Genomic DNA, 25338 nt, shown 5'->3' on the forward strand with positions numbered 1-25338 from the left:
CTGCGGGGTCTCGTCGATCTCTCACTTCCCGCAGGACAAGGAAAGCTCCCTTGAGAAACATCGCACGCAGAAAAAGCGGGTTTCTTTTTCAAGGAGTCTCTGTATATTCAAAATGCTAAGTTAAGATGAATAGCTAAATTTTTAAATTCGCCACTTTTTCAGTGCCTTCCAATCAAACGGTCTAGGTCCAAAGTTTAGTAACTATAACTTTTCCTGTGCAAGTTCCAGTTGCTGTTCAATTTGCTCGGGCGACGTTCCACCCTTGCTTGTTCTTGCTCCCACTACATGGTCTGGTTCTAGAAAGTCATAAACGTCCTCTTCAAACAAAGCGCTAAATGTTTGATATTCGCTCATATCCAAATCCAATAAATACTTCCCTTTTTCAATCGCATAGATGACCATTTTTCCAATTACTTCATGCGCCTGTCGAAACGGCATGCCTTTTCCAGCCAAATAATCCGCAATATCAGTCGCATTCGAATAATCCTGTGTTACAGCCTTGCGCATCTTTTTATCATTCACTACCATCGTTTCCAGCATCGGAGCTAAAAGTGTCAGTGAACCCTCTAATGTATCGACGGTATCGAACATGCCCTCTTTATCTTCCTGTAGATCTTTATTGTAAGCTAAAGGTAAGCCCTTCAACACGGTTAAGAGACCAACTAGATCACCAAATACACGCCCTGTCTTTCCCCTTAATAATTCAGGAACATCCGGATTTTTCTTTTGCGGCATAATGCTGGAACCAGTACTAAAGGAATCATCAAGTTCAATAAACTGAAACTCCTGACTGCTCCAGATTACCAGTTCTTCGGATAGTCTTGAAAGATGGACCATTAATATCGATGCAGTAGACAAAAATTCAAGAATAAAGTCACGGTCACTCACAGCGTCCATACTATTCGGATATACATCATCAAACTCCAGAAGTTCAGCAACACGGTCCCGGTCAATTGGGAAAGTTGTTCCAGCCAGTGCCCCGGCACCTAAAGGCAGCATATTAATCCGCTTCAAGCTATCCTGTAATCTTTCCTTATCTCTCTCAAACATCCAAAAATATGCTAATAAATGATGGGCAAATGACACAGGCTGGGCTCGTTGCAAATGTGTATAACCAGGTAGGATGGTATTAATATTTTCTTTTGCCTGGCTGATAATAGCTGACTGAACCAGTTTCATTAATTCAATGATACCCTTCGTTTTTGTACGAAGATACAGATGCATGTCTGTTGCCACTTGGTCATTTCGGCTGCGGCCGGTATGGAGCTTTCCACCGACCGGGCCAATCTCATCAATTAACAGCTTTTCAAGATTCATATGAATGTCTTCATGTTCAACCAAAAAGTCAACTTTGCCTTTTTCAAGCTTCTCCTGAATCGTTTTTAGCCCAGTCTGAATTGTTTCCGCCTCTTCAGGTGTAATAATGCCACATTCACCGAGCATTTGGACGTGGGCAAGGCTGCCCTGGATATCCTGATCTGCCAGTTTCTGATCAAATGAGATAGATGCTGTAAATTCATCAACAAGTTTATTTGTTTCTTTTGTGAATCGTCCACCCCAAAGTTTTGCCACAATTTCCCCTCCTGATCGTTAGATTTTCTCCTTTATTTTATATCTAAAGGTTCGCTTACCTTAGAATCATCTTTTGTCTTATGGACTTCTGCGTACACTTTTGTTGAAAGCCCCCATAAGTTAATAAATCCAACCGCGGCATTATGGTCGAATGCGTCACCTTTTGCATAGGTTGCTAGTTCCTCGTTATAAAGACTATTAGCTGACTGACGGCCAACCACAACATGCGAACCTTTATGAAGTTTAACTCGTACTTTCCCAGAAACGACCTTTTGTGTTTCATTAATGAAAGCATCAAGCGCAGGTCTTATTGGTGAATACCAAAGGCCATCATAAATAATTTTGGACATTTGCTGATCCACAGTTGTTTTAAACTGTAAGACCTCACGCGCTAATGTTAGAAATTCCAGCTCTTTATGGGCGTTAATCAAAATAAGCGCGCCCGGATTTTCGTATACTTCTCTTGATTTAATGCCAACTAGACGGTTTTCAATATGATCAATCCGGCCGACTCCATGGATGCCGCCCTGTTCATTTAGTTTTTCAATTAATTCCACTAGCGGTATTTCTTCATCATTCAATGCAGCAGGGACACCCTGATCAAATGTTATATCTACATACTCCGGTTCATCAGGTGTAAGATTGATTGGATTTGTCCAGTCAAAGGCTGCTTCTGGTGCTTCCTCCCACGGGTTTTCCAACACCCCAGCTTCGCACGCCCTGCCCCAAATGTTTGCATCTATTGAAAAAGGGTTATCAAGGTTTACTGGCACAGGAATCCCTTTCTTTGTTGCATAAGCGATCTCTTCATCCCTCGTCATGCCCCATTCACGAACAGGTGCAACTACTTTTAAATTTGGATTCAGCGCTTGAATAGAAACCTCAAAACGTACTTGGTCATTGCCTTTACCAGTACAACCGTGGGCAACTGCAACAGCCCCTTCCTGTTCAGCCACATCGACTAATAACTTTGCTATTAATGGACGTGATAATGCGGAAGATATCGGGTATTTCCCTTCATATAGGGCATTTGCTTTCAATGCTGGCAAAATATAGTCCTGTGCCAGCAGCTCCTTTGCATCAATGGCAATCGATTTAATGGCACCTACATCCAATGCCTTTTGTTTGATTTCCTGCAGATCTTTTCCCTCTCCAACATTTAAACCTAAAGCAATCACATCATAATCATACTTTTCCTGGATCCATTTTATTGATACAGATGTGTCTAACCCACCTGAATATGCTAATACAATTTTATCTTTTGCCATGTGTATCCTCTCCTTTTGAAATTAATATTTCATTAAGCTTTTTAGTATGGCTTTCTGCGCATGTAACCGATTTTCCGCTTCATCAAAAACGACTGAATGCGGGCCGTCAATGATTTCCGCTGTCACTTCTTCTCCGCGGTGTGCCGGTAAACAATGAAGGAAGATAAAGTCTTGCTTAGCATGGGAACAGAGGTCGGCATTTACCTGATAGGATTCGAATGCATCAAAACGCCTTTTCTGTTCCTCTTCTTGCCCCATACTGGTCCAAACATCAGTTACAACAATATCAGCTTGCTTAATGGCTTCCTCTGGTGACTCCGTATAAATCACATTACTCCCTGTCGATTTACCAATTTGCTTAGCCTTGCCCATAATAGACAGATTTGGTTCATAACCGTTTGGACTGGCAACCGATAAATGCATCCCAACACTTGCTGCGCCTTCTAGCAAAGAGTGGCACATATTGTTGTTACCGTCGCCGATATAGCACATCTTTAATCCAGTCAACGTTCCCTTATGTTCATAAATGGTTAATAAATCCGCCAAAACCTGTGTCGGATGGTGTAAATCCGTAAGACCATTAATAACCGGAATGTCAGCCGCCTGTGCGAACTGTTCAATTGAATCGTGGGCAAATGTTCGAACCATTAATCCGTCAACATAGCGGGACAGAACTTTTGCTGTATCTTCAATCGATTCCCCGCGGCCAAGCTGGATATCATTTGAACTCAAGAAAATTGCCTGCCCACCGAGCTGCAGCATCCCTACTTCAAAAGATACCCTTGTTCGGGTTGACGATTTCTCAAAAATCATGCCTAACACTTTACCGCTTAAATACGGATGTGGAATTCCCTTTTTTTGCAGGTTTTTCATTTCAAGCGCCTGGTCCAAGAGAAAGAAAATGTCATTTGGTTCAAAATCAGCCATTTTGATAAAATCTTTTCCTTTTAATTCAAATGGACCCTGCTTTACTTGATTGTCACTTTTAACTTTTAACATAGTTTTCACTCCCCTTATTAATAGTTGCTTGTGTTTTTCGATATTCCGAAAGTGTTAACACGGTCTTCTGGCTCGCCTTTTCAGGGAGTTTCACTGCAGCTTTTACCGTGTCTAGACAAGTAAACAATGGTACATGGTATTGAACGGCAAGCTCCCTTAGCCCAAAGCCAAACGAACCTTGATTACGCCCCTGCGTCGGTCCATTCAGGATAGCCGCTACCTGGTTGCTGGCTAGTAATTTCTTTATGGAATCCAGTTCTCCAATAATATGAGATATAGGTATTTCATGCTTTTGATAAAAAGCTGCCGTTTCAGGTGTTGCTCCTATTTGAAAACCCCTATTTGTTAATGTTTTTACAACCTCTATGCTCTCCCCTTTTTCCCTGTCAGACATAGCGCAAAGAATAATAGGCTTATCTTCCGTGAAATGTAAAATGTTTTCCCCTTGAGAAAATATCGCCTTCTCGAGTGCTGCGTCAGCAGAAGCGCCGATTCCCAATAGTTCTCCCGTTGATTTCATTTCCGGCCCCAATACAAAGTCCACATTCTTCAATTTGGTTGCAGAAAAGATTGGTGCCTTTACTGAATAAAAGGATGGTTCTGGTAAAAGTCCCGATTCTTTTCCCTGTTGTTCTATGCCTTTGCCAAGCTGAACATTGACGGCTGTTTCGACCATTGGTACCCCTGTTACCTTACTGATAATAGGAACCGTCCGAGACGATCTTGGGTTAACCTCCAACACATAGACTGTTTCTTCCGTAATCACGAACTGAATATTCATTAACCCACTAATCTGTAAGGAAGTGCAGATCCTGTTCGTATAATCTACAATGACAGATTTAATGTCTTCCGATAATGAAAGCGGCGGAAAAATAGCTGTACTATCACCGGAATGGACGCCAGCCTTTTCGATATGTTCAAAAATGCCGGGAATCAATACTTGTTTACCATCACTAATAGCATCAATTTCACATTCGATTCCTGGCATATACCTGTCAACCAATAACGGCCATGATTGATGGTCATCCATATTTAGGTGGCGTTCCAATTCATGTGAATTGTAGAAAATGAACATCGATTGACCACCTATCACATAGGAAGGTCTAACAAGTATCGGAAAGCCCAGACGATTAGCCGCTTCCTGCAATTGATCGGCGTTATTAGCTGTCTCCCCTTCGATGTGTGGAATATTTAATTCTTTTAAAGTATCGTAAAAGTGCTGCCGGTCCTCTAATTGATCGATGGCCTCTGTGGAGGTCCCGAGAATAGTAATCCCCTCTTCTTCCAATCCCTTAGCTAGATTAATAGCAGTTTGCCCGCCGAACTGAATCAGTGCACCAGCAACCTTTTCTTTTTCCGCAACATTTAAGATATCCTCCAGAGCCAATGGTTCAAAATAGAGACGATCCGCTACGGAGTAATCTGTACTGACCGTTTCTGGATTATTGTTCATGACAATTGCTTCATAACCCATGTTCTTTACGGCCAAAGCAGCTTGGACTGAACAGTAGTCAAACTCTATACCTTGACCAATACGGATTGGTCCAGAACCTATTACGAGTATTTTTTGATTCTCACTAACTTCTGCCTCATCTTCCCCGGTCCAGGTTGAATAGAAATAGGGTGTCTGTGCTTCAAATTCAGCAGCACAGGTATCAACTAATTTGTATCCCGGCTTCAATCCTAATTCCTTCCATTTTTGCCGAACATCCTTCGCCTGAATCTGGTAGGTTTCTGTAAACCATTCGTCACTAATGTTTATTTGCTTTGCCTGTTTTACTAAAGTGACGGGAACATCTTCCCACTTAAACGCTGCTAATTGCTGTTCAAGTTCGACAATCCCCTTTATCTTTTGTAAAAACCATGGATCAATCGCTGTAAAGTTGTTTGCCTCTTCAATCGTCATCCCGCTTCGAAACATTTCTGCGATAGCAAATAATCGTAAATCTGTTGCATTTTCCATATGATCAATTAGCACTTCTTTGTCTGCCTTCCTAAATGCGGGCAAACAGAGACTTGAAAGACCACATTCTAGTGACCGAATCCCTTTGTTTAGTGCGCCTTCAAACGTCCGGTCAATTGCCATCACTTCACCGGTCGCCTTCATCTGTGTTCCTAATGTGCGGTCTGCATCCGTAAACTTATCAAATGGAAACCGTGGCAATTTGACAACTACATAATCAAGCGCCGGTTCAAAGGATGCATATGTTGTTCCGGTAATCGGATTGATGATTTCATCCAAATGGTATCCAACTGCACATTTCGTAGCGATCCCCGCAATTGGATAACCAGTGGCCTTTGAGGCGAGAGCGGAAGAACGACTCACCCTCGGGTTAACCTCAATAATCACATATTGTTCGGAATGCGGGTCAAACGCGAATTGAATATTGCAGCCGCCAACAATCTTTAAGGCCCGGATAATTTTTAATGATGCGTTTCGGAGCACCTGATAGTTGACATCCGATAATGTTTGCGATGGTGCGACAACCATTGAGTCACCAGTATGAACACCTACTGGATCAATATTCTCCATATTGCACACAATCAGGCATGTATCATTGGCATCCCGCATCACTTCATACTCGATTTCCTTCCAGCCCTTTATGCTTTTTTCAATTAATACTTGATGAATAGGACTTGAAGTCAGGCCATTGTTAAGAACTACTTCTAACTCTGCTTCGTTAGCGGCGAATCCTCCACCAGATCCTCCAAGTGTATATGCCGGCCTGATAATAACCGGAAATCCAATCTCCTGAACAAATTGATGCCCTTCCTCAAAAGTGTGAATGATTTTTGATTCCGAAATCGGTTCATCAATATCAATCATTAATTGCCGGAACTTTTCCCTGTCCTCTCCACCTTGAATGGATTCGATGGAAGTTCCTAATAGCTCAACATCATATTTTAGCAGGATATTTTTTGCATCCAATTCGACCGCCAGATTTAAACCCGTTTGTCCACCAAGCGTTCCAATAACCCCATCAGGCTTCTCCTTCTTAATAATCTTTTCAATCGTTTCAACGGTGAGTGGTTCCAGATAAATTTTGTCAGCAATTTTCTCATCGGTCATGATTGTTGCGGGGTTATTATTGATTAAGATGACCTCGATGTTTTCTTCTTTTAAGGCGAGACAGCTTTGTGTTCCTGCGTAATCGAATTCTGCCGCTTGCCCGATCACAATTGGTCCTGATCCTATCACTAACACTTTTTTAATATCATTTCGTAGTGGCATATTTTAGGTCACCTGCCTTTCCAACAGTGGCTAGAAATTCTTTGAAAATATGTTCCGTATCAGAAGGTCCGGGATGTGATTCTGGATGAAATTGAACCGTCACAATTGGCAGTTTTTTATGCTTTAATCCTTCTATCGACTGATCATTGATATTTCGGTATGTTACGCCGAATATTTCATGGTTAATACTGTCTTCTGTTACTACATATCCATGATTCTGCGGCGTCATCCAAACCTTGCCACTTTCAATTTCCTTAACCGGGTGATTTCCACCACGGTGACCAAAAAGCAGTTTGCTTGTTTTTGCACCATAGGCTAAAGCAATGATTTGATGGCCTAAACATATTCCAAGCGACGGGAAGTTCTCTGTTATTTTTTTCACTTCTTGGAACATGGATGAAACCATCATCGGATCACCTGGGCCGTTACTAAACATAACGCCCTCCGGCTTCAAGGATTGCATTTCCTCGAACGTTGTTGAATAAGGAACAACGGATACTTTACAGCCCACTTTAAGCAATGCCTCAAGCATAGACTTTTTGTACCCATAATCCACTAAAACAATGTGCGGACCTGATCCCTCGTATTGTTGCACACTGTGTGTCGAAACCTTTTTAACCAGCAAATTGTCCTGGCCTATCGGCACATGCTTGCTAGGCGTTTTCGAGATGACACCTTTCATTGTGCCGTTTTTGCGTATCTTCTTCACAATCGCCCTGGTATCAACACCTGCCAGGCAAGGAATACCTTCGTTTGCAAGATGTTCAGCAAATGATTTTATTGCCAAATAGTGACTTGGTGTTGTGCAAAGATCACTGATAACAGCTCCAGACAGGTGGAGACCAATACTTTCATTATCAAAATGGTTGATTCCATAATTTCCGATAAGTGGATAACAGAATGTAATGATTTGTCCTGTGTAAGAGGGATCCGTCATAATTTCCTGGTATCCGGTCATGCTTGTATTAAAGACCACTTCTCCGGTTGACGAGACATTTTTCCCTACCATCGTTCCCTCAAAAACATCCCCTGTCTCCAAAATTAAATAACCCGTGTCCATTAAAAGTCCCCCTTTTGATTTATTTACTTTAGCTAACTAATACTCTAACTCACGAAACTATTTGCATATAAAAAACGCCCATCTCTATTTAACGAATTAAATAAGAGACGAACGTTTATACATCCGCGGTACCACTCTAGTTATTCCGCATCCGCGGAATCGGCTTGAGGCTGTTAACGGGGACGGCCCGGTTTGCCTTACTAAAGTTTTACACTTGTTCAGGCAACTATCTCAAAAGTGCGGTTCATTACATGTCTGCACCGGCTTCCACCACCCCGGCTCGCTTCTGCAGTTACATGCAATTACTCTCTTTATCATCGACTTATATATACATTATGGTTCTATATGCTTCTTTAGAAGAGACTTTTATTAGAAAATCTTGGCTTGTCGCCAAGAACTAATGGCGAAAGCCTTAGATTTTTTTATACTTTATACCGATAAAGATTTCTTAAAGTGTAAAATAAAAAAAAACCTTCATCTCTATCTAAATAAGAGACGAACGTTTACATCCGCGGTACCACTCTAATTATTCCGCAACTGCGGAATCGGCTTGACGCTGTTAACGGAGGCCATCCGATCGGGTTTAACCGACATCTCAAAAACGCGGTTCGTTACATGTCCTGCACCGGCTTTCACCAACCCGGCTCGCTTTAGCTGACCTTTGCAACTACTCTTTTTCTCATCGAATTTGTTAATTTCTCTTCATTATACAGAATTATTAAATTAAGTCAACAGGGAAAGTTGAAATTTGTTTTTATTTAAAGATCAGAAAGTATAAACCGAAATATGTCTATCTCCAGCACCCAGAAGCTGCCGTCATAAGCAATGGACACTTCGAACGCTAAACCCATGCGTTCTACGGGCGCTTGCGCTTTTCTTATATATTAAATTCATTCAATGGGAATTCATTCAATTGACTAAATTTAAAAAAATTATCTTGACTTTCGAGGTGAACATGGATATTGTATTTAGTAACATCTAAATTGAATATGAAATTTTTCTTATCCAGAGAGGTGGAGGGACTGGCCCTTTGATACCTCGGCAACAGGCTTATTTAAAGTACTGTGCCAATTCCAGAAGCGTAATGCTTGAAGATAAGAAGAGAACCTAGCCACGGCATGTAAACCTCTTCTTATAGAAAGAAGAGGTTTTTTATTTTGCATGTAAAAGAGGAGGAAAAGAAATGAAGCGTAGTTTGGAAGAACGTTTAAAAGAAGGGACTGTGATTGCTGGGGAAGGTTATTTATTTGAACTGGAGCGAAGGGGTTATTTGCAGGCTGGCTCTTTTGTACCGGAAATAGCACTGGATAACCCCCAGGCACTTAAACAAGCATACAGGGACTATATGAATGCTGGTTCGGATGTCGTATTAGCTTTCACGTATAATGCCCACAGGGAAAAAATGCGGATAATTGGCAAGGAGGAGTTACTAGAGCCATTAAATCGAAGTGCCATCCGGCTAGCAAAAGAAGTTGCCAAGGAACATCCGAAAGAAGAAGCATTAGTGGCCGGGAATATATCAAATACGAATATTTTTGATCCCGAAGATTCTGAATCAAGGGCCAGAGTAAGAAATATATTTGCGGAAATGGTGAAATGGTGCAAAGAAGAGGAGGTTGACTTCGTGAATGGGGAAACATTTTATTACCACGAAGAAGCTCTTATAGCGTTTGAGGAAATCCGCAAACAGAATCTGCCTGCAGTCATTACGCTCGGGTTAATGGGAGAAAACATTTTACGGGATGGCTATACGGTTGATGAATCTTGCAAACTACTTTCTGAAAAAGGTGCGTTGGTCGTTGGGATGAACTGTTTTCGAGGCCCTGATACGATGCAGCCGTATCTTGCTGAAATACGAAAAAATGTCGATGGATATGTAGCCGGCCTGCCTATACCATACCGTACAACAGAAGAAAACCCTACATTCTTTAATTTACCTGATGGAGGATGCGGTTGTAATTTACCTACAGAAACAACCTTTCCGACTGCGCTTGATCCACTTTACCATAATCGCTATGAGCTGGCAGCGTGGGCAAAAGAGGCTAACGATATCGGTATTAATTACCTCGGTTTATGCTGTGGGGCATCGCCGGCAATGCTGCGAGCAGTGGCAGAAGCGGTAGGCGTTGAAACAATTAACTCTAAGTACTCTCCCGATATGGAGAAACATTTCCTTTTTGGCCAAGACAAAACACTTAAGGAACATAATTTGAACTATCGATTAAAGGCATAAACTTATAAAAGCATTCTTATCAAGAGAGACTGAGGGACCAGGCCCAGTGATGTCTCAGCAACCAGCTGTTTAGGCCACGGTGCTAATTCCAATAGGTAATTACTTCCTAGAAGATAAGAAGATTGTGTTACTAGTAGGAACCTTCTTCTTATCTTGAAGGTTCCTACTTTTTTCTCACTTAAGGCGAAGACTGAGTATTTCTAACGAGATAAGATGATAAAGGAAAAGGATGAATGATATGACAAAAGGAAATATAGAAACAAGGTTAGTTCAGCTAGGTAATAAAAGTGATGGGACTACAGGTGCTGTAAACCCACCAATATATTTATCAACAGCATTTCAGCATCAAGGAATTGGCAAATCCACTGGATATGACTATACGCGCACGAAAAATCCAACCCGATCAATTTTGGAACAAGGAATTGCAGACTTGGAGGTTGGTGATTGTGGCTATGCGTGCAGTTCCGGAATGGCAGCAATTCAGTTAGCCCTTTCCCTTTTCCGTTCAGGAGATGAGCTAATTGTTCCGGAAGACATTTACGGAGGAACTTATCGATTACTTAAACATTATTCAGATGTTTATGCTATACAAACAAATTATTCCGAGTTTAAGAATGTCCGTGAGACAGAAAAGTTGATTACTTCAAAAACGAAAGCATTATTCATTGAAACACCTACCAATCCATTGATGCAGGAAATTGATATCGAAGCATTTGCAGCTCTTGCAAATAAATATAACCTGTTACTTATTGTGGACAATACTTTTCTGACCCCTTACTTGCAGCAGCCACTGGACCATGGAGCCGATATCGTTATTCATAGTGCTACCAAATACATCGGTGGACATAATGATGTGCTGGCTGGATTAGTCGTTGCTAAAGGACAAACAATCTGCGAAAAATTGGCTGAACACCATAATGCTTCCGGTGGAGTCCTTTCTCCTCTTGATTCTTGGTTGCTAATTAGGGGATTGAAAACACTTGCAATACGAATGGATCAACACGAAGAAAATGCAAAGAATATAGCCGACTACTTACTGAGTGAACCCAAGGTGAGCGACGTTTTATACCCAGGAAAGGGCGGCATGCTTTCATTCCGTCTCAAGGAAAGTAAATGGATTCAACCTTTTTTAGAAAATCTTAAATTAATAACATTTGCGGAAAGTCTTGGAGGAGTAGAAAGTTTTATTACTTATCCTCCCACCCAGACCCATGCCGACATCCCGGAAGAGGAAAGGGTGCGCCGTGGAATAGATGATCGATTATTGCGTTTTTCTGTTGGCATTGAACAGGTCGAAGATTTGATAGCAGATTTAAAATACGTATTTTCAACCCTTGAACAGGAGGTCTATGGACATGAGTATTGACAAAGATCAGCTTGAAACAAGATTAATTCATGCTTCTTCACATGTCGACATTGAACGGAAAACGGGTGCAGTAAATGTGCCTATTTATTTATCATCTACTTTTCATCAGGAGAGCTTTGATGATTTTGGCCCATTTGATTACAGCCGTACAGGGAATCCGACAAGGCAAGTATTGGAACAGACAATTGCCAATTTGGAAGGTGGTGTTAGGGGGTTAGCCTTTTCTTCTGGGATGGCGGCCATTTCATCAGCTTTTATGTTACTATCCGCTGGCGACCATGTGTTAATTTCAGAAGATGTTTACGGGGGCACGTATCGTTTTGTGACGGAGATATTAACTAAATTCAAGTTTGACTACACCTTTGTAAATATGACCGACCTGCATGAAACCGCAAAGGCGATTCGGGCAAATACAAAAGTAATTTATGTGGAAACACCATCCAATCCATGTTTAAATATTACCGACATCGAGGGAATCGTTAAAATTGCCAGAGCTAATCAGTGCCATACCTTCCTTGATAATACCTTTATGACACCACTATACCAAAAACCGCTTGAACTTGGGGTGGATATCGTTCTTCATAGTGCCACCAAGTTTTTATCTGGACATAGTGATATTATTGCCGGTTTGGCGGTGACAAAGAACGAGGAACTTGGTGAACAATTAGCATTTATTCAAAATTCCTTTGGATCAATTTTAGGCGCACAAGATTCTTATCATTTAATCCGAGGCATTAAAACCTTAAGTGCCCGTTTAAATCAATCATCCTATTCCGCTGAAAAATTAGCATCATATTTGCATGATCACCCATTAATTGAAGAAGTGTTTTACCCTAGTTTAACCTATCATCCAGGTAATTCCATCCATGCCAGGCAGTCTAAAGGAAACGGCGCTGTTCTTTCTTTCAGATTACCTGATAAAGATGCTGCTAAAACATTTATCGAACAAATTCGGTTGCCTGTTTTTGCGGTTAGTCTTGGTGGGGTCGAGTCAATTCTTTCTTATCCAGCAACAATGTCTCACGCCGCAATGCCAAAGAAAGAAAGGCTAAAAAGAGGTATTACAGACGGATTGTTTAGACTCTCTGTTGGACTGGAACACGTCGATGATTTAATTGCAGATCTAAATCAGGCATTACGGGTGGTTGAACACCAAAGAACGTTAGTATAACCGCGCTGAGATAACGAATGGCCGCATTCCTTCATAAGAAATGCGGCTGATGCGTTACCTATATAAAGTTGATTCGCTTTATTCAAACTCATGTTTCGCTAACACAGTAGCAATTTCATCTTGGAGCTCCGTCATTGATCCCGTTTTGTAATTGTTCATCATGATTGAAAAGATAAGCTTTTTGCCGTCCTTCGATGTAACATATCCAGAAAGTGTGCTAACACCAGTCAATGAACCAGTTTTAGCGATAACATTACCTTTTGTCGATTCACCTGTCATGCGGTCCCGAAGCGTACCCCCTACAAGTCGCTCAGGCTCGCCGGCTACTGGCAGTGCATTTTTAAATACAGGGAACCAGCTTTCATCCTGTATTTCATAAAGAAATTTGGTTAGCTCTTCTGCCGGGATTAAGTTTTTATGTGACATACCCGAGCCATCACGAAGCATAACCGTATCCGTATTTACTCCATATTTAGCAAGCTTATCCTCCATAACTTCAATTCCTTTATCCCAGCTTCCTTCACCATGGACGGATTTACCCATTTGCTTGGCAAGCACTTCCGCGTGACCATTATTACTCAACTTTAAAAAGGGAATGTATAGTTCCTCCAGCGGCATCGATTTTCTTGATGTCAGAACAGTAGCATCTTCAGGTGTAACGCCTACTTTAACCTTTGAGTTGCCAATTAGCCGAATGCCCTGCTCTTCTAAAGACTTTCTAAAAACATCCAACGCATAACCTGTTGGTTCCCATACAGATCTCCATACCCTTGAGCGCGAGCCATCCACAGGGATATTTCCTTCGATAACGATTCTATTTGTTCCATGTTCCCGCTCAATGGAAATGTCCTTCGATTCATTTTTACCAACTGTTTTTGCTTTATTTACAATGGTTAGGTAGTCAGTTTCTGGTACAAGCTTTATTTTAGGTTTCGCTTCTGCCTCCTCCCCAGGGTACACTTCAACAATAACTGTTCCTGCATCATAATCATCATTCGGAGCAATGGTTAATGCAGATACCTGGGCTCCAGTATAATAAGGTTCATCATCCCAGTTTAAATCTGTAGATAACCGGACATCATCAAACCAGCTATCGTCGCCAATCAAATCACCCTTAATCTTATGAATTCCTTTCTTCTTCAGTTCTTTCGCAAATTGAGTTAAATCTTTTTTCATGAGGGTTGGGTCGCCCTTCCCTTTCAAATACAAATTTCCTTTAAGAACCTTACCTTTCACTTCACCATCAGTCAAAACTTCAGTTGAAAAACGATAATCCGGTCCGAGTACATCCAGTGCAGATGCACCAGTAATTATTTTCTCATTAGAGGCTGGGTGCAAGCGAATATCACTATCGTGCGAATAGAGAACCGCCCCATTACCGGCGTTTCGAATACTCACTCCGGCAATAGCACCATCAAGACGTTCATCATTTAGTATTTCATCGATCTTTTTAGTTAATTGTGCGGTTTCATCGGATGCAACTTTTGCGGATTCTGTAGGTGTTTTTGAGTCATCTGAGGCTTTCACAAACGATGTGTTTTCTTCCATTGTCAAAGGCATTATTGCAAGTATAACCATGAGGAAAACAAGGAGAACTGTATTTAACTTGCCTTTAAGGTTCATTGCATGTCCACATCCTTTTTAAATTTTCATATATTTCCGTAAATTATAACACTCAGCAGTTGATCTGTAATTGTTTAAGTAAAAAATCATTCTTTTTAACTATTAAAAAGGGACATAAGGCTTATGATACCCAACTATTAATATCATTATCATTGCAGGATCGATTATTTATCTTTGAAAAGTCTCATTCAAAAAACACAAACGACCCGTTTAACAACACCTATGAAAGGTATCTTTCAGTAAAGGTGCAATTCCTTTAATTTCCTTCATACACCGGTTTTTAATCCAAGCTCAAGTAAATAGCGATTATTCTCTTGACTAATCTGAACAGGAGTATTGCAAAAGTTCGATACATTTTCTGAAGTCAATTGGTTCTTCGTCAACCCCTGTGAAAAAATCCGGCCTTCTCTGAGCAATAGAGAATGAGTAAAAATTGGCAGTATCTCATCAAGTTGATGCGTTACATAAAGAATAGTAGTTTGCTGCTTGTCAGCCATTTGATTGATGGTAGATAATAGCAGTTCTTTTGACAGAAAATCAAGTCCCGTGCATGGTTCATCTAAAATGAGCAGCTTTGGTGAGGCCATCAAGGCTCTGCCAATTAGGATTCGCTGCTTTTCACCCTGGGACATGCTGCGGTAGGATTGCTCTCTAAGTCTTTCTATCCCAAGTTGTTCCAAGATCTCTGAAGCCTTTTCAATATCGTTCCAGCTCGGCTGTTCATAAAGCCCGATGGATGCAAATTTACCACTGAGTATAATCTGGATACCACTGTTGTCAGCGTGATGCTGCATCTTTTCAGAAAACGATAGACTAACCCAGCCAATCTGTTTTCTTAGTTCATTCAGCGGATAATGGCCGAATTGTTTTCCGAACACACTGATTGTTCCTTTTGTTGGATAGAGATAGCCGCACACTAGGTTTAACAACGCCGTTTTTCCGGCTCCATTCATCCCAATAATTGCCCAATGCTCACCGTTATTCACTTCCCAGTTTATATCATCAAGAATTGTTTTTCCGTCTCGTATTAAACGAACATCTTGCATCTGCATAAGCATATCCATCACTCCCAATTCCCTAAATTAAGTTTAATAGTAAACAAATTTTCAGTTTACTTCAATTGGTACGATTTATTTTATATATTTGAATCTTCATTCGGATGGGTAGTATCATAAAAATAGTAGAAGAAAGGAGTCGATTTGTTATGAAACAAGCAATTCCAGAAATTACATTGAATGATGGAGTTACTTTGCCAGCTATAGGATTCGGTACGTATAAACTTAATGGGAATGATGGTGCAAATGCTATAAGAAGTGCAATTGATGTGGGTTATCGACTAATTGATACCGCTTATAATTATGAAAATGAAGGAGCAGTTGGGGAAGCGGTTCGCCGCAGTACTGTTCCGAGAGAGGAACTAAGAATCACTTCCAAATTACCTGGCCGCTATCATAAGTATGATTTAGCCGTTAACACCATTCAAGAATCCTTATACCGCGCTGGTCTTGATTATTACGACCTATACCTTATTCATTGGCCTAACCCTAAACAAGATCACTATACAGAAGCCTGGCAAGCATTAATTGATGCCAAAAAGTGGGGATTAATCCGTTCTATTGGTGTTTGTAACTTCTTGCCGGAACATATAGAACGGTTAGAAAGTGAAACAGGAATAAAACCATGCATCAATCAAGTGGAATTACATCCATTTTTCAATCAGGAACAACAAAGAAAATGGGACAAAGAAAACGATGTTATCACAGAATCATGGAGTCCATTATCCCGAGCTGGTGAAGTTTTAGAAAATCAGGCCATCCAAAAGATTGCTAAAAATCACAGCAAATCTGTTTCTCAAATTATTTTACGCTGGCATTATCAGCTCGGTGCGATTCCAATTCCTAAATCTTCATCATCCAAGCGACAACTTGAGAATATATCAATTTTTGACTTCACCCTAGATGATGGAGAAATTCGTATCATTTCCCAATTAACCCGTCTGGATGGAAGAATGAAGGATCAGGATCCGGTTACTTATGAAGAGTTCTAAACCACCAAATTATACTTCAATCTTAATAAAGCGTATCACTTAAAGCACTAAGTGATACGCCTTTTTCATTTTATATTAAAAAAAAGGTCGATAAATGTAAAACGATTTCTAAAGGAATTTTGATCACTTTGTTGAAATCTATAGTATAAGGGAACTGTTTCAAATAATTACTGACAATAATTAAGGACGGTGAATAATATGTTCGGAATTAATCTATTAAAATGGATGCCGCATAATGAGCAAAGTGTTTATGAAAAAAAGCTTATGAAGGTTATGAAGGAACTAAAAATTGAAAACTATCATTTCAATTGGGATCGCACCAGCTGCTTTATTGAGTTTCAATATCTGGAGAAATCCTACAAATTGGAACACTCTATTGAAAAGGCTAAAAGAAAGGGACTTATTTTAAGAAATGGATTGGATTGTTTAATGGAGCTTACTCAATCACTTGAAGATTTGTGTGGAATCATTAATCGGGGGACTTATAACTTTGATGCATGGATAGCGGGTATGAAACAGTCATCTTCGGAGCAGGAGATGCCCGAATTCGAAGAGGAATTTCAATTTAGATATAAGTCATTGGGAACGCGTAACCTCTCCGATTTTAATGATAAGGAATTTATACCTTTTGCAACTGAACCTGAGGAGAATACTGATCAGACTCAACAAAACCACATTATCCGTCGACGTCAGCGTAATCAAGGGCCATTAATTTAAACATTTTATGGCCCATTTTTGGTATAATACTATGATTCATTTTCACTAATAAAAGCCCCCTTGGACAAGGCATATCCAAAGGGGCAAAACGATGCAACTTTTGTATAAATAGTAACTTTATTTTAAACGTACATCTTTTTTATAAAAAGTACGATTTCAAAGGCACACAATTGCTGGGACAAGGTTCCTGTCCCCATGTCCCTTACTCTACCGTAACACTCTTAGCCAAATTACGTGGCTTATCTACGTCGCAGTCGCGATGTAATGCGGCATAGTAGGCTAATAGTTGCAATGGTACTACCGTTGCAAGTGGTGTTAATAGCTCATGAACGTGCGGTAATACGAATGCATCATCGTCCTGCTCAAGGCCACGCATGCTTATTACCATTGCGTTTGCACCACGTGCCGCTACCTCCTGCACGTTACTGCGGATTGCATAATTCACGTCTTTTTGTGTGGCGAGTGCGATAACCGGTGTGCCTTCTTCGATTAAAGCAATTGTTCCGTGCTTTAACTCGCCGCCGGCAAATCCCTCTGCTTGAATATAGGAGATTTCCTTAAGCTTCAATGACCCTTCTAAACAAACATAGTAATCACTGCTGCGCCCGATAAAGAAGGCATTTCGTGTTGTTTCTAAATAATCTTTTGCAAGATCTTCAATTGTTTCTTTTTGATCTGTCAAGACTTCCATTGCATTCGCAACAATTGCGAGTTCCTGCATCGGATCAAAGTCAATTGTAAGGCCTTTTGCTTTTGCCGTATCCACTGCAAGTATGGCCAATACAGCGATTTGTGCTGTATATGCTTTTGTTGATGCTACTGCAATTTCCGGTCCTGCATAAAGGTTCAAGGTGTAATTTGCTTCACGAGAAAGGGTGGATCCTGGCACATTCGTAATGGTAAGTGCTGGGTATCCCTTTTCTTTAATTCTTACTAATACCGATCTGCTATCGGCAGTTTCCCCACTTTGTGAAATAAACACAAATAGTGGTTTTTCTGACAGCAATGGCATGTTATAGGAAAATTCACTTGCTACGTGGACCTCTACTGGAATGTTCGCTAGTTTCTCAATAAAGCTCTTGCCGACTAATCCTGCATGGTAACTTGTGCCGCATGCGATAATGTACACGCGGTCACATGCTTTCATTGCTTCCCGGATATCATTATCGAGCTTTAATTCGTTGTTTTCATCCTGGTACTCCTTAATGATTCTGCGCATAACAAATGGTTGTTCGTCGATTTCTTTAAGCATAAAGTGCGGGTAAGTGCCTTTTTCAGTATCACTAACGTCAATTTGGGCTGTAAAAGGTTTACGAGCAACAGCAGTACCATCTAGCTTTTGAATTTCAACAAAGTTACGGTTAACAAGTACGATTTCTTTGTCATGGATTTCTAAATACTGGTCCGTTAATTTTAGTGTTGCCATTGCATCACTTGCAATAACGTTAAAGCCCTCACCTAAACCAATCAATAATGGGCTTTTATTTTTTGCCACATAGATGGTATCTTGATCTTCACGATCGATTAGTCCAAGTGCATACGAACCATTTAGCAGACTTACAGCTTGGCGAAATGCCTCAGCAGTGTCCTGACATTCGTTAAATAATTGCTCAACTAGCTGAACGATGACCTCAGTATCTGTTTCACTAACAAAGTTCACATCTTGTAAATGGCCCTTTTTTAAGTCCTGGTAGTTTTCGATAACCCCATTATGAACTATTGTAAAGCGTCCGGAAGTACTTTGGTGTGGATGTGCGTTCTCAACACTTGGCACGCCATGGGTTGCCCAGCGTGTATGGCCAATTCCCATTGTGGCATGTGTTGACGCGTCTACACGATCTCGGAGCGCTGCAATCCGTCCTTTTACTTTAAAAAGATTCATTCCGTCGTCATTTAACATCGCAATTCCCGCAGAGTCGTAACCGCGGTATTCCAATTTTTCAAGTCCATTTAATAAAATATCTTTTGTATCGTTTTGTCCTATATAACCTACAATTCCACACATAATCGTGTAATCCTCCTTGACGGAAGGGGCAGACAAACGACCTGTATTGGTTACTCAATATCGGGGCGTTTTACTGCCCCTTTCTCGTGTTGTTTTGATTCATCTTGCTTTACTCAGTTGGCCAACGAGTTGCCTCGCTGTTTTATGAATAAAGAATTACGATTGAGATGTGCAATCGGGAGGTATCCGCCGAAAAGATCGATAACCCTCCTCCTCGTCAACTATTCATCCTGTCGTCTCATGTGAATAGTTCAGGCGCTTTTAGTGCTATTTAGTTTTACGATGCTCCTTTCTATTTTTGACTGAATAGTACTATGTGACTACTTTTGCAATCACAATACAATATATTTTAACCGATAGTGAATTGTTTGGTCAATGATTATTTGATGGATGTTGTTATAAGTATATGTTTCTTCTAAATAAATGTGATTTTACTAACACCTTGAAGACCAATCAAAAGCAGATGAATGCTGTTAACCTTCATCTGCTTTTGTTTATCATCTGTGCTGATCTAAAAAGTCAATCATTCGGGTATACGCATTGATTTCATTTTCCTTTTTTGAAAAACCATGACCTTCATCCTCCATAACGAAATACTCCACGTCACGGCCCTTCTCCTGCAGCTTAGCCACAATTTGATCAGACTCTGCTTTAACAACGCGCGGGTCTTTGGCTCCCTGGATGACGAGCATGGGTCTTGTCATGGATTCCAAATAAGTTACGGGTGAATCTTTGATAAAACGTTCTTTATCGAGCTCCGGGTCACCAATCCACCGGTCCATGATTGGCTTCCAGTGTTCGGGCACTGACCCAACGAATGTGAATAAATCTGATGGTCCAAAGATGTCCACACATGCCTTGAAATATTCGGGATGACGACCATGCAATAGCAATGTCATATATCCGCCATAGCTGCCACCAACAAGGAAAAGTTTATCCCGATCTGTAATGCCTTTTTCAAACAGCCATTCAATTCCTGCTACACAATCAAGTCTTGGCCCCTCTCCCCAGTCCTGTTCAACCAATTTTACAAAAGAGGACCCGTAGCCTGTGCTGCCCCGAAAGTTCGGTGCAAAAATACTGTAACCGCGGTTTAGGAAGCATTGAAACATCGAACGAAATGTCTTTCGTTCCGCTGCCTGTGGTCCACCGTGCGGCCAGAAAATGGTATGACCGTTATCATTGTCTGGACTAGCCTTGAACAGCAGCGCCTCTATTTTCATACCATCGAACGATTCATAGGAAACAACATCCGGTTCAACCATCGCCTCTTTACCAACTCCTAACACCGTGTTATTAGTGAGCCGCTTCCAGGTCATAGCATCATTTGATTGATAAATGTTTGACGGAATTGTTGCACTAATACCGAGTACATACAGTGAACCGGATTCCGCAACATGAAGTTGACTGATTACATCAACTGGCAGGTTTAGTTTTTCTGTATGTTCTTTTTTCAAATCATAGCGATATAGATTATCCTTCACTCCATCCTCCGTTAGCATAAAGAGTGCATGTTCTTTTTTGTTATAGTTAATTGTTTGTACACTTTCATGGTCCAGTTCCACTACAGGTGAGAACTGCTTCGTCACAATGTCAAATTTAGCTACATACCCATACTCACTTTCATAATCAGTTACAAAGTAAATAGTCGCATCATCCACAAATACAGGATCAAAAGTTACATGAACTTTTTCCGGGTCTGGTGTAAGGGTGTACTCTTGGTCGTCTGTCTTCACAAATCCAGTGACATATGTGTTGGCAAACGACTTCAGATAGACAAATTCTTTTTCAGTTGTTGAAACAGCGGCTAATTGGGTAAGCCCGCCTTGGCCCGTATGAATGAGATTGTCTGATCCATCCTCGACGTTTCGCACATGTGTGTTTAAAAAGGATTCATTTCCAGCGGATGTCATGTAATATAGACGCTTTCCATCCTCGCTTAGATGGGCAAAAAAGAACTTGTCCCCGGATCTTCCGGTTATAAGGGGTTGAGGTAACCCACCTTCTCGAGGTAATGCGTATATTTGATGATTCTCATCACCATCCTGGTCAAATCCCGATAAGACATAATGGTTATTCGGATCAAATTGAATGAAACTGCTCGACTGATCCTGCTGGGCAAATAGATACGGAAATGTGTCCGGTAAATCCATCGCCCATAAATTCATTTTGCCATTTAAATTCGCATTAAAAATCAGACGCTGTTCATCCTTACTGACAGCAAAGTTCGTAATTGCATAGGTACGGAAAAACTGTTCAAGCGTCGGTTTTGGAAATTGTATCATGATTGGCCCCCTAATTGGTTCTATGTAGTGACAGTTTAGAATTGTCACACAATAATTATAACCTATTTTTATTCACTCCGATAGGGCTGCATGCATGTTCGCTCGTATTTTGCCGTGTTTGGACTGTATTTTTCACGAACGGATCGTATTGATGGATGACACGACATTAAATTATCGAAACCGGATGAAATTCTCCCAAGTGCGCCAGTGAACAAACTTTAGGATTAGAAAAGCGCAAGTGCCCTGTTTAGAAGCGGACGCATAAGCAAGGGGCCGTAGAACGCATGGGTTTAGCGTTCGTAGTGTCCATTGCTTATGACGGCAGCTTCTGGGCGCTGGAGCTAGACAGATTTCGGTTTATACTTTCTGATCTTTTTAGAAAACTTGGCGTTCGCCAAGCCTTTGGGCGAATCTTTAGTTGCACTTATGTAGAAAGAAGTATGGATATACCTTGTTTACTGCAAAAAAATGCAGGTGGAGTCTCACACGCCTCCACCTGCATAATCTATACTAATTTACCATCCTTAATTGTGATGACACGGTCACATAAATGCAGGACACGTTCATCATGGGTAACCATGATTCCCGATTTATTACGGGTTTTAATCTCATCAGCCAGCATTTCAACCACTTCTAATCCCCTCTTCGAATCAAGACTTGCAGTTGGCTCATCTGCAAAAATAATTTCCGGATCATTCATCAATGCGCGCGCGATTGCCACACGCTGCCTTTGTCCGCCGGAAAGTTCACTCGGGAAATGGCTAAGGCGGTCATACAGCCCAAAGTGTTCAAGCAGTTCCCTCGTCCGTATTTCTGTGGCCTTTTTACTTAAGTTTCCCAGTTTGCCGATTAAACCAAGCTGATCCTTAATTTTTAAATAGGGAACAAGGTTAGCGGATTGAAAAATAAATCCCAGTTTATCTAACCGCAGCTGCGTGACTTTGTTGGCTGATAAAGATGCCAGATCCTTGCCTGAAATACGAATCTGCCCGCTTGTTGGTGTAAGCAGTGCACCAGCTATTGAAAGCAGTGTGCTCTTCCCAGAACCGGATGGTCCCATAATTGCTACAAACTCGCCTTCCTTAACTGCAAGTGAAGCCTGGTCAATGGCTCTAAATTCCTTTGGTCCATCATGATAAACTTTAGTAACATTATCCATCTCTAGTGTATTCATTAATTAGCTCCCCCTTCAATTGCCCGGATTGGATCGATTTTTACAATCTGAACTAGTGATAGTAATGATCCAAGAACCGTTACGACTAACAAAATGCTGGAAAACTGCAGCATATTTGCCAGGTTCAAGTCAAATGGTAAATCATTTGGAAACAATGCTGATGCCCCGTACGTAAGACCAAGGGCAATTCCAATGCAAACGACGGAAATTAAAACAACTTGTGTAATCACATTTCGCATCAAATAGGATGTCTTGGTTCCAAGTGCCTTCAACACACCGAATTGGTCTGTTTTTTGCAAGGTTAATACGTAAAAGAACACCGCTAGAACAAACGTACCAATTACAAACAGAAAGACAATCATCATGGTCAGGGAAGCCTGTTCTTGAGAATATCCCGGGATTCCCTTCAATAATTCATCCTTGCTCAACAAATCATATTGACCAGAAAGCTTACTTTGTACTGCGTCGTTCTTACCGTCTGCAACTTGAAGCCCTATGGCATTTACTTTCTCATTTGCGGCGCCAAGTGCACCCTTGCTTACATATGCAACTGGCGTGTGGCTAAATCGCTGATTGTCAGTAAACCCAACAACTGTGAATGTTTGATCAAAACCATCCATTTCAAGCTTATCTCCTAGTTTTACGCCTTCCTGCTTCATTGAACTATCGACGATCAACGCTGGCTTATCTGGATCTGACAGCGACTTTCCGCTGCTGACATCTGGAATTAACATGCCATTTATGTCCGTTGAAAATAATGCAACGTCCACCTTTTTCTCTGAACCTTTTTCAGATGTACTTGTCATGTTAATAGAAAGGGCTGTCGCTGCTTCTACACCTTTTATATCTTGTATCGCATCCAAATTATCTGCCTGAAACATGGACTGCGTAATCCGCTGATCAACATCTTTTTCTATTAATACCTGGTCCGCCTGCAGGTTTTGAATAGCGGATGCATTGTCCGCTGATAGTCCTTTTGCCAACCCGGATATGATAAAAATTAACATCGCAATCAGTACCATAATAACTCCGATTAATATATACCTGAACTTTGCATGAACTAATTCTCTTATTGCTAAAAACATAAAAATCGTTCCCTCCTAATCATTCATTACCTACAGTTTACCTAGGTAATATGAATAGAAGATGAACGATTGATTACTTTTTCGGAAGATAGACATGAAATGTGGAACCTGTATCGATTTCACTTTCTACCTCAATGGTTCCATGGTGAATTTCAATTATTTTCTTCACGATTGCGAGTCCAAGTCCTGTACTTACTTCACTTCTTTTTCTTGCCTTATCAACTTTGTAAAAACGGTCAAAGATCTGAGTTACATCTTGTTCTGACATTCCAATGCCAGTGTCCTGAATCGATGCATAGACCCCGTTCCTGTCTTCTTTCGTAGTAATAGATATCGTGCCACCATTATCCGTATAACGAATCGCATTTGTCACTAAATTCATCCATATTTGCTGAATTAAATCTGTTGACCCGGTAATCGAGCCCGCATGTAAATTTAAATCAATGCTTAGGCTCTTATTCCGCCATTGCCATTCTGTGGTCGATATAACATCTTTAATTTGCTCATCGATTGAAACTGGAAATGCTGCATGATCACTGCCATCGTGATCGAGCATGGATAGAGTAAGCAGTTGTCTCCCAAGCATCGATAAACGTTTGCTTTCCTTCTCGATAATCGTCAAGTAATGATGCCGTTCGTCAGCTGTCATTTCTTCGTCTCTCACTAATTCAGTAAAGCCCTGAATCGATGTCAGCGGGGACTGGATTTCATGCGATACATTCGATACGAACTCCTGCCGCTTTGCCTCCGTTTGTTCCAGAATGTTGCTCATCTTAGAAAAGTCGCGAGCCAAACGCCCTATTTCATCCTTCCGGTTAACATTCAATTTCATATGGTAATTTCCTGCAGCAATTTTCTTTGTAGCTTCCGTTAATCGTTTAATCGGCTTTACAATATAACTAGTGCTAATTAGAACTAAAAGGAAGGAGAAAATTAATGCCAATATAAGTAAAACAGCAAGGAAAAAACGCATTTCTCCAAATTGCTGTGAGGTGTTTGGTCTTACAAATAATGCATAGGTCTTTCCTTTTACCTCAAGCGGAATCCCGATTGTATTCTTTAATTCATTATCAAAAAAACCAGTTACAAACGGTTTCCACGGATAGTTCTTTACCCCGTGATAGACATTGCCCTGCATTACCTTATCAATGGCATCAGCAGCCAAATTCTTTTTCCGAAAAGGATCGCCATAAACTTGTCCGTCTCCTGACCCATCAACCAAATAAAACTTATATCCAAGGTCAGTCATATCGTTTAAATAAGCGGAAATATCCTGGCTGTTATTCGATTTGTAAATATCCACTATATTCCTTGAGATTTGGGTGATTTTCGCATCATTCTCAGGTTTTAAATATTGTTGGTAATAAATATTGGATGCGAAAAAAGCAATAATCGCACTTGCAACCATGATTACCATTGTCACCACGATAATGCGCACATAAAGCGTTCGCATATGAATTCCTCCAAACAATCTTCTTTTGTTGCAGACTACGCCACTAAT

The 25338-nt window shown here is 40.8% G+C and carries 17 protein-coding genes, 2 riboswitches and 2 other annotated features; of the genes, 5 read left to right on the forward strand and 12 right to left on the reverse strand.

The window, feature by feature from the left end; translation table 11 throughout:
• Nucleotides 1-201: 201 nt before the first annotated feature.
• The 5 genes from argH to CFK37_RS04875 are packed head-to-tail and all read right to left on the reverse strand — an operon-like array spanning nucleotide 202 to nucleotide 8131.
• Nucleotides 202-1572: an argininosuccinate lyase gene (gene argH, locus CFK37_RS04855; RefSeq protein ID WP_089060826.1), complete on the reverse strand. Its 1371-nt coding sequence runs from the start codon at nucleotides 1570-1572 to the stop codon at nucleotides 202-204.
• A 32-nt stretch (nucleotides 1573-1604) separates the two neighbouring features.
• Nucleotides 1605-2840, reverse strand: coding sequence for an argininosuccinate synthase (locus CFK37_RS04860; RefSeq protein ID WP_089060827.1), 1236 nt, complete (start codon nucleotides 2838-2840; stop codon nucleotides 1605-1607).
• Nucleotides 2841-2861: 21 nt separating this feature from the next.
• A complete protein-coding gene (gene argF / locus CFK37_RS04865) occupies nucleotides 2862-3839 on the reverse strand; it encodes an ornithine carbamoyltransferase (protein WP_089060828.1) in 978 nt (325 codons plus the stop codon).
• The gene (gene carB / locus CFK37_RS04870) at nucleotides 3826-7071 is read right to left on the reverse strand and encodes a carbamoyl-phosphate synthase (glutamine-hydrolyzing) large subunit (RefSeq protein ID WP_089060829.1); all 3246 of its coding nucleotides are present in this window, start codon (nucleotides 7069-7071) and stop codon (nucleotides 3826-3828) included. The genes argF and carB overlap by 14 nt, the downstream gene beginning before the upstream one ends.
• Nucleotides 7055-8131, reverse strand: a complete 1077-nt coding sequence (locus CFK37_RS04875) for a carbamoyl phosphate synthase small subunit (RefSeq protein ID WP_089060830.1) — start codon at nucleotides 8129-8131, stop codon at nucleotides 7055-7057. Before CFK37_RS04875 ends, carB begins: the two co-directional genes overlap by 17 nt.
• Before the next feature lie 100 nt (nucleotides 8132-8231).
• Nucleotides 8232-8458, reverse strand: a binding site (T-box leader).
• A gap of 161 nt (nucleotides 8459-8619) precedes the next feature.
• Nucleotides 8620-8823 (reverse strand) — a binding site (T-box leader).
• A gap of 306 nt (nucleotides 8824-9129) precedes the next feature.
• A riboswitch (SAM riboswitch) is annotated at nucleotides 9130-9232 on the forward strand.
• Nucleotides 9233-9314: 82 nt separating this feature from the next.
• On the opposite strand from CFK37_RS04875, the gene CFK37_RS04880 reads away from it, so the two are divergent.
• The 3 genes from CFK37_RS04880 (at nucleotide 9315) to metC (ending at nucleotide 12901) form a co-directional block, all read left to right on the forward strand.
• On the forward strand, nucleotides 9315-10364 hold the full coding sequence (locus tag CFK37_RS04880) for a homocysteine S-methyltransferase family protein (protein ID WP_089060831.1): 1050 nt from the start codon (nucleotides 9315-9317) through the stop codon (nucleotides 10362-10364).
• A 13-nt stretch (nucleotides 10365-10377) separates the two neighbouring features.
• Nucleotides 10378-10484: riboswitch (SAM riboswitch) on the forward strand.
• Between the two features lie 118 nt (nucleotides 10485-10602).
• Nucleotides 10603-11730, forward strand: a complete 1128-nt coding sequence (locus tag CFK37_RS04885; protein ID WP_089060832.1) for a methionine biosynthesis PLP-dependent protein — start codon at nucleotides 10603-10605, stop codon at nucleotides 11728-11730.
• A complete protein-coding gene (gene metC / locus CFK37_RS04890) occupies nucleotides 11720-12901 on the forward strand; it encodes a cystathionine beta-lyase (RefSeq protein ID WP_089060833.1) in 1182 nt (393 codons plus the stop codon). The genes CFK37_RS04885 and metC overlap by 11 nt, the downstream gene beginning before the upstream one ends.
• 78 nt (nucleotides 12902-12979) lie before the next feature.
• Here the strand turns inward: metC and dacB are convergent, their stop codons facing one another.
• Both dacB and CFK37_RS04900 read right to left on the reverse strand, forming a co-directional pair.
• On the reverse strand, nucleotides 12980-14524 hold the full coding sequence (dacB, locus tag CFK37_RS04895; RefSeq protein ID WP_089060834.1) for a D-alanyl-D-alanine carboxypeptidase/D-alanyl-D-alanine endopeptidase: 1545 nt from the start codon (nucleotides 14522-14524) through the stop codon (nucleotides 12980-12982).
• A 266-nt stretch (nucleotides 14525-14790) separates the two neighbouring features.
• Nucleotides 14791-15582, reverse strand: a complete 792-nt coding sequence (locus tag CFK37_RS04900; RefSeq protein ID WP_089060835.1) for an ABC transporter ATP-binding protein — start codon at nucleotides 15580-15582, stop codon at nucleotides 14791-14793.
• Nucleotides 15583-15728: 146 nt separating this feature from the next.
• Here CFK37_RS04900 and CFK37_RS04905 point away from each other — a divergent pair, with 146 nt between their 5' ends.
• Nucleotides 15729-16571, forward strand: a complete 843-nt coding sequence (locus CFK37_RS04905) for an aldo/keto reductase (RefSeq protein WP_089060836.1) — start codon at nucleotides 15729-15731, stop codon at nucleotides 16569-16571.
• A 198-nt stretch (nucleotides 16572-16769) separates the two neighbouring features.
• The gene (locus tag CFK37_RS04910) at nucleotides 16770-17288 is read left to right on the forward strand and encodes a hypothetical protein (protein WP_089060837.1); all 519 of its coding nucleotides are present in this window, start codon (nucleotides 16770-16772) and stop codon (nucleotides 17286-17288) included.
• Nucleotides 17289-17490: 202 nt separating this feature from the next.
• On the opposite strand, the gene glmS is transcribed toward CFK37_RS04910, so the two are convergent.
• The 5 genes from glmS to CFK37_RS04935 all read right to left on the reverse strand — a co-directional run bounded on the left by glmS (nucleotide 17491) and on the right by CFK37_RS04935 (nucleotide 25290).
• Nucleotides 17491-19293, reverse strand: a complete 1803-nt coding sequence (gene glmS, locus CFK37_RS04915) for a glutamine--fructose-6-phosphate transaminase (isomerizing) (RefSeq protein WP_089060838.1) — start codon at nucleotides 19291-19293, stop codon at nucleotides 17491-17493.
• A gap of 497 nt (nucleotides 19294-19790) precedes the next feature.
• On the reverse strand, nucleotides 19791-21578 hold the full coding sequence (locus CFK37_RS04920) for a S9 family peptidase (RefSeq protein ID WP_089060839.1): 1788 nt from the start codon (nucleotides 21576-21578) through the stop codon (nucleotides 19791-19793).
• A 505-nt stretch (nucleotides 21579-22083) separates the two neighbouring features.
• Entirely contained in the window at nucleotides 22084-22752 is a 669-nt protein-coding gene (locus tag CFK37_RS04925) for an ABC transporter ATP-binding protein (protein ID WP_089060840.1), read from the reverse strand.
• Nucleotides 22752-23837: an ABC transporter permease gene (locus tag CFK37_RS04930; RefSeq protein WP_089060841.1), complete on the reverse strand. Its 1086-nt coding sequence runs from the start codon at nucleotides 23835-23837 to the stop codon at nucleotides 22752-22754. The genes CFK37_RS04925 and CFK37_RS04930 overlap by 1 nt, the downstream gene beginning before the upstream one ends.
• Before the next feature lie 73 nt (nucleotides 23838-23910).
• Nucleotides 23911-25290, reverse strand: coding sequence for a sensor histidine kinase (locus tag CFK37_RS04935; RefSeq protein ID WP_089060842.1), 1380 nt, complete (start codon nucleotides 25288-25290; stop codon nucleotides 23911-23913).
• Nucleotides 25291-25338: the final 48 nt, after the last annotated feature.

This window comes from Virgibacillus phasianinus (assembly GCF_002216775.1).
Taxonomy (GTDB): domain Bacteria; phylum Bacillota; class Bacilli; order Bacillales; family Amphibacillaceae; genus Virgibacillus_F; species Virgibacillus_F phasianinus.

Coding starts and splice junctions, on each gene's coding strand:
- CFK37_RS04860 (WP_089060827.1), bottom strand. CDS start 2,840: ATGGCAAAAGATAAAATTGTATTAGCATATTCAGGTGGGTTAGACACA.
- argF (WP_089060828.1), bottom strand. CDS start 3,839: ATGTTAAAAGTTAAAAGTGACAATCAAGTAAAGCAGGGTCCATTTGAA.
- carB (WP_089060829.1), bottom strand. CDS start 7,071: ATGCCACTACGAAATGATATTAAAAAAGTGTTAGTGATAGGATCAGGA.
- CFK37_RS04875 (WP_089060830.1), bottom strand. CDS start 8,131: ATGGACACGGGTTATTTAATTTTGGAGACAGGGGATGTTTTTGAGGGA.
- CFK37_RS04880 (WP_089060831.1), top strand. CDS start 9,315: ATGAAGCGTAGTTTGGAAGAACGTTTAAAAGAAGGGACTGTGATTGCT.
- CFK37_RS04885 (WP_089060832.1), top strand. CDS start 10,603: ATGACAAAAGGAAATATAGAAACAAGGTTAGTTCAGCTAGGTAATAAA.
- metC (WP_089060833.1), top strand. CDS start 11,720: ATGAGTATTGACAAAGATCAGCTTGAAACAAGATTAATTCATGCTTCT.
- dacB (WP_089060834.1), bottom strand. CDS start 14,524: ATGAACCTTAAAGGCAAGTTAAATACAGTTCTCCTTGTTTTCCTCATG.
- CFK37_RS04900 (WP_089060835.1), bottom strand. CDS start 15,582: ATGCTTATGCAGATGCAAGATGTTCGTTTAATACGAGACGGAAAAACA.
- CFK37_RS04905 (WP_089060836.1), top strand. CDS start 15,729: ATGAAACAAGCAATTCCAGAAATTACATTGAATGATGGAGTTACTTTG.
- CFK37_RS04910 (WP_089060837.1), top strand. CDS start 16,770: ATGTTCGGAATTAATCTATTAAAATGGATGCCGCATAATGAGCAAAGT.
- glmS (WP_089060838.1), bottom strand. CDS start 19,293: ATGTGTGGAATTGTAGGTTATATAGGACAAAACGATACAAAAGATATT.
- CFK37_RS04920 (WP_089060839.1), bottom strand. CDS start 21,578: ATGATACAATTTCCAAAACCGACGCTTGAACAGTTTTTCCGTACCTAT.
- CFK37_RS04925 (WP_089060840.1), bottom strand. CDS start 22,752: ATGAATACACTAGAGATGGATAATGTTACTAAAGTTTATCATGATGGA.
- CFK37_RS04930 (WP_089060841.1), bottom strand. CDS start 23,837: ATGTTTTTAGCAATAAGAGAATTAGTTCATGCAAAGTTCAGGTATATA.
- CFK37_RS04935 (WP_089060842.1), bottom strand. CDS start 25,290: ATGCGAACGCTTTATGTGCGCATTATCGTGGTGACAATGGTAATCATG.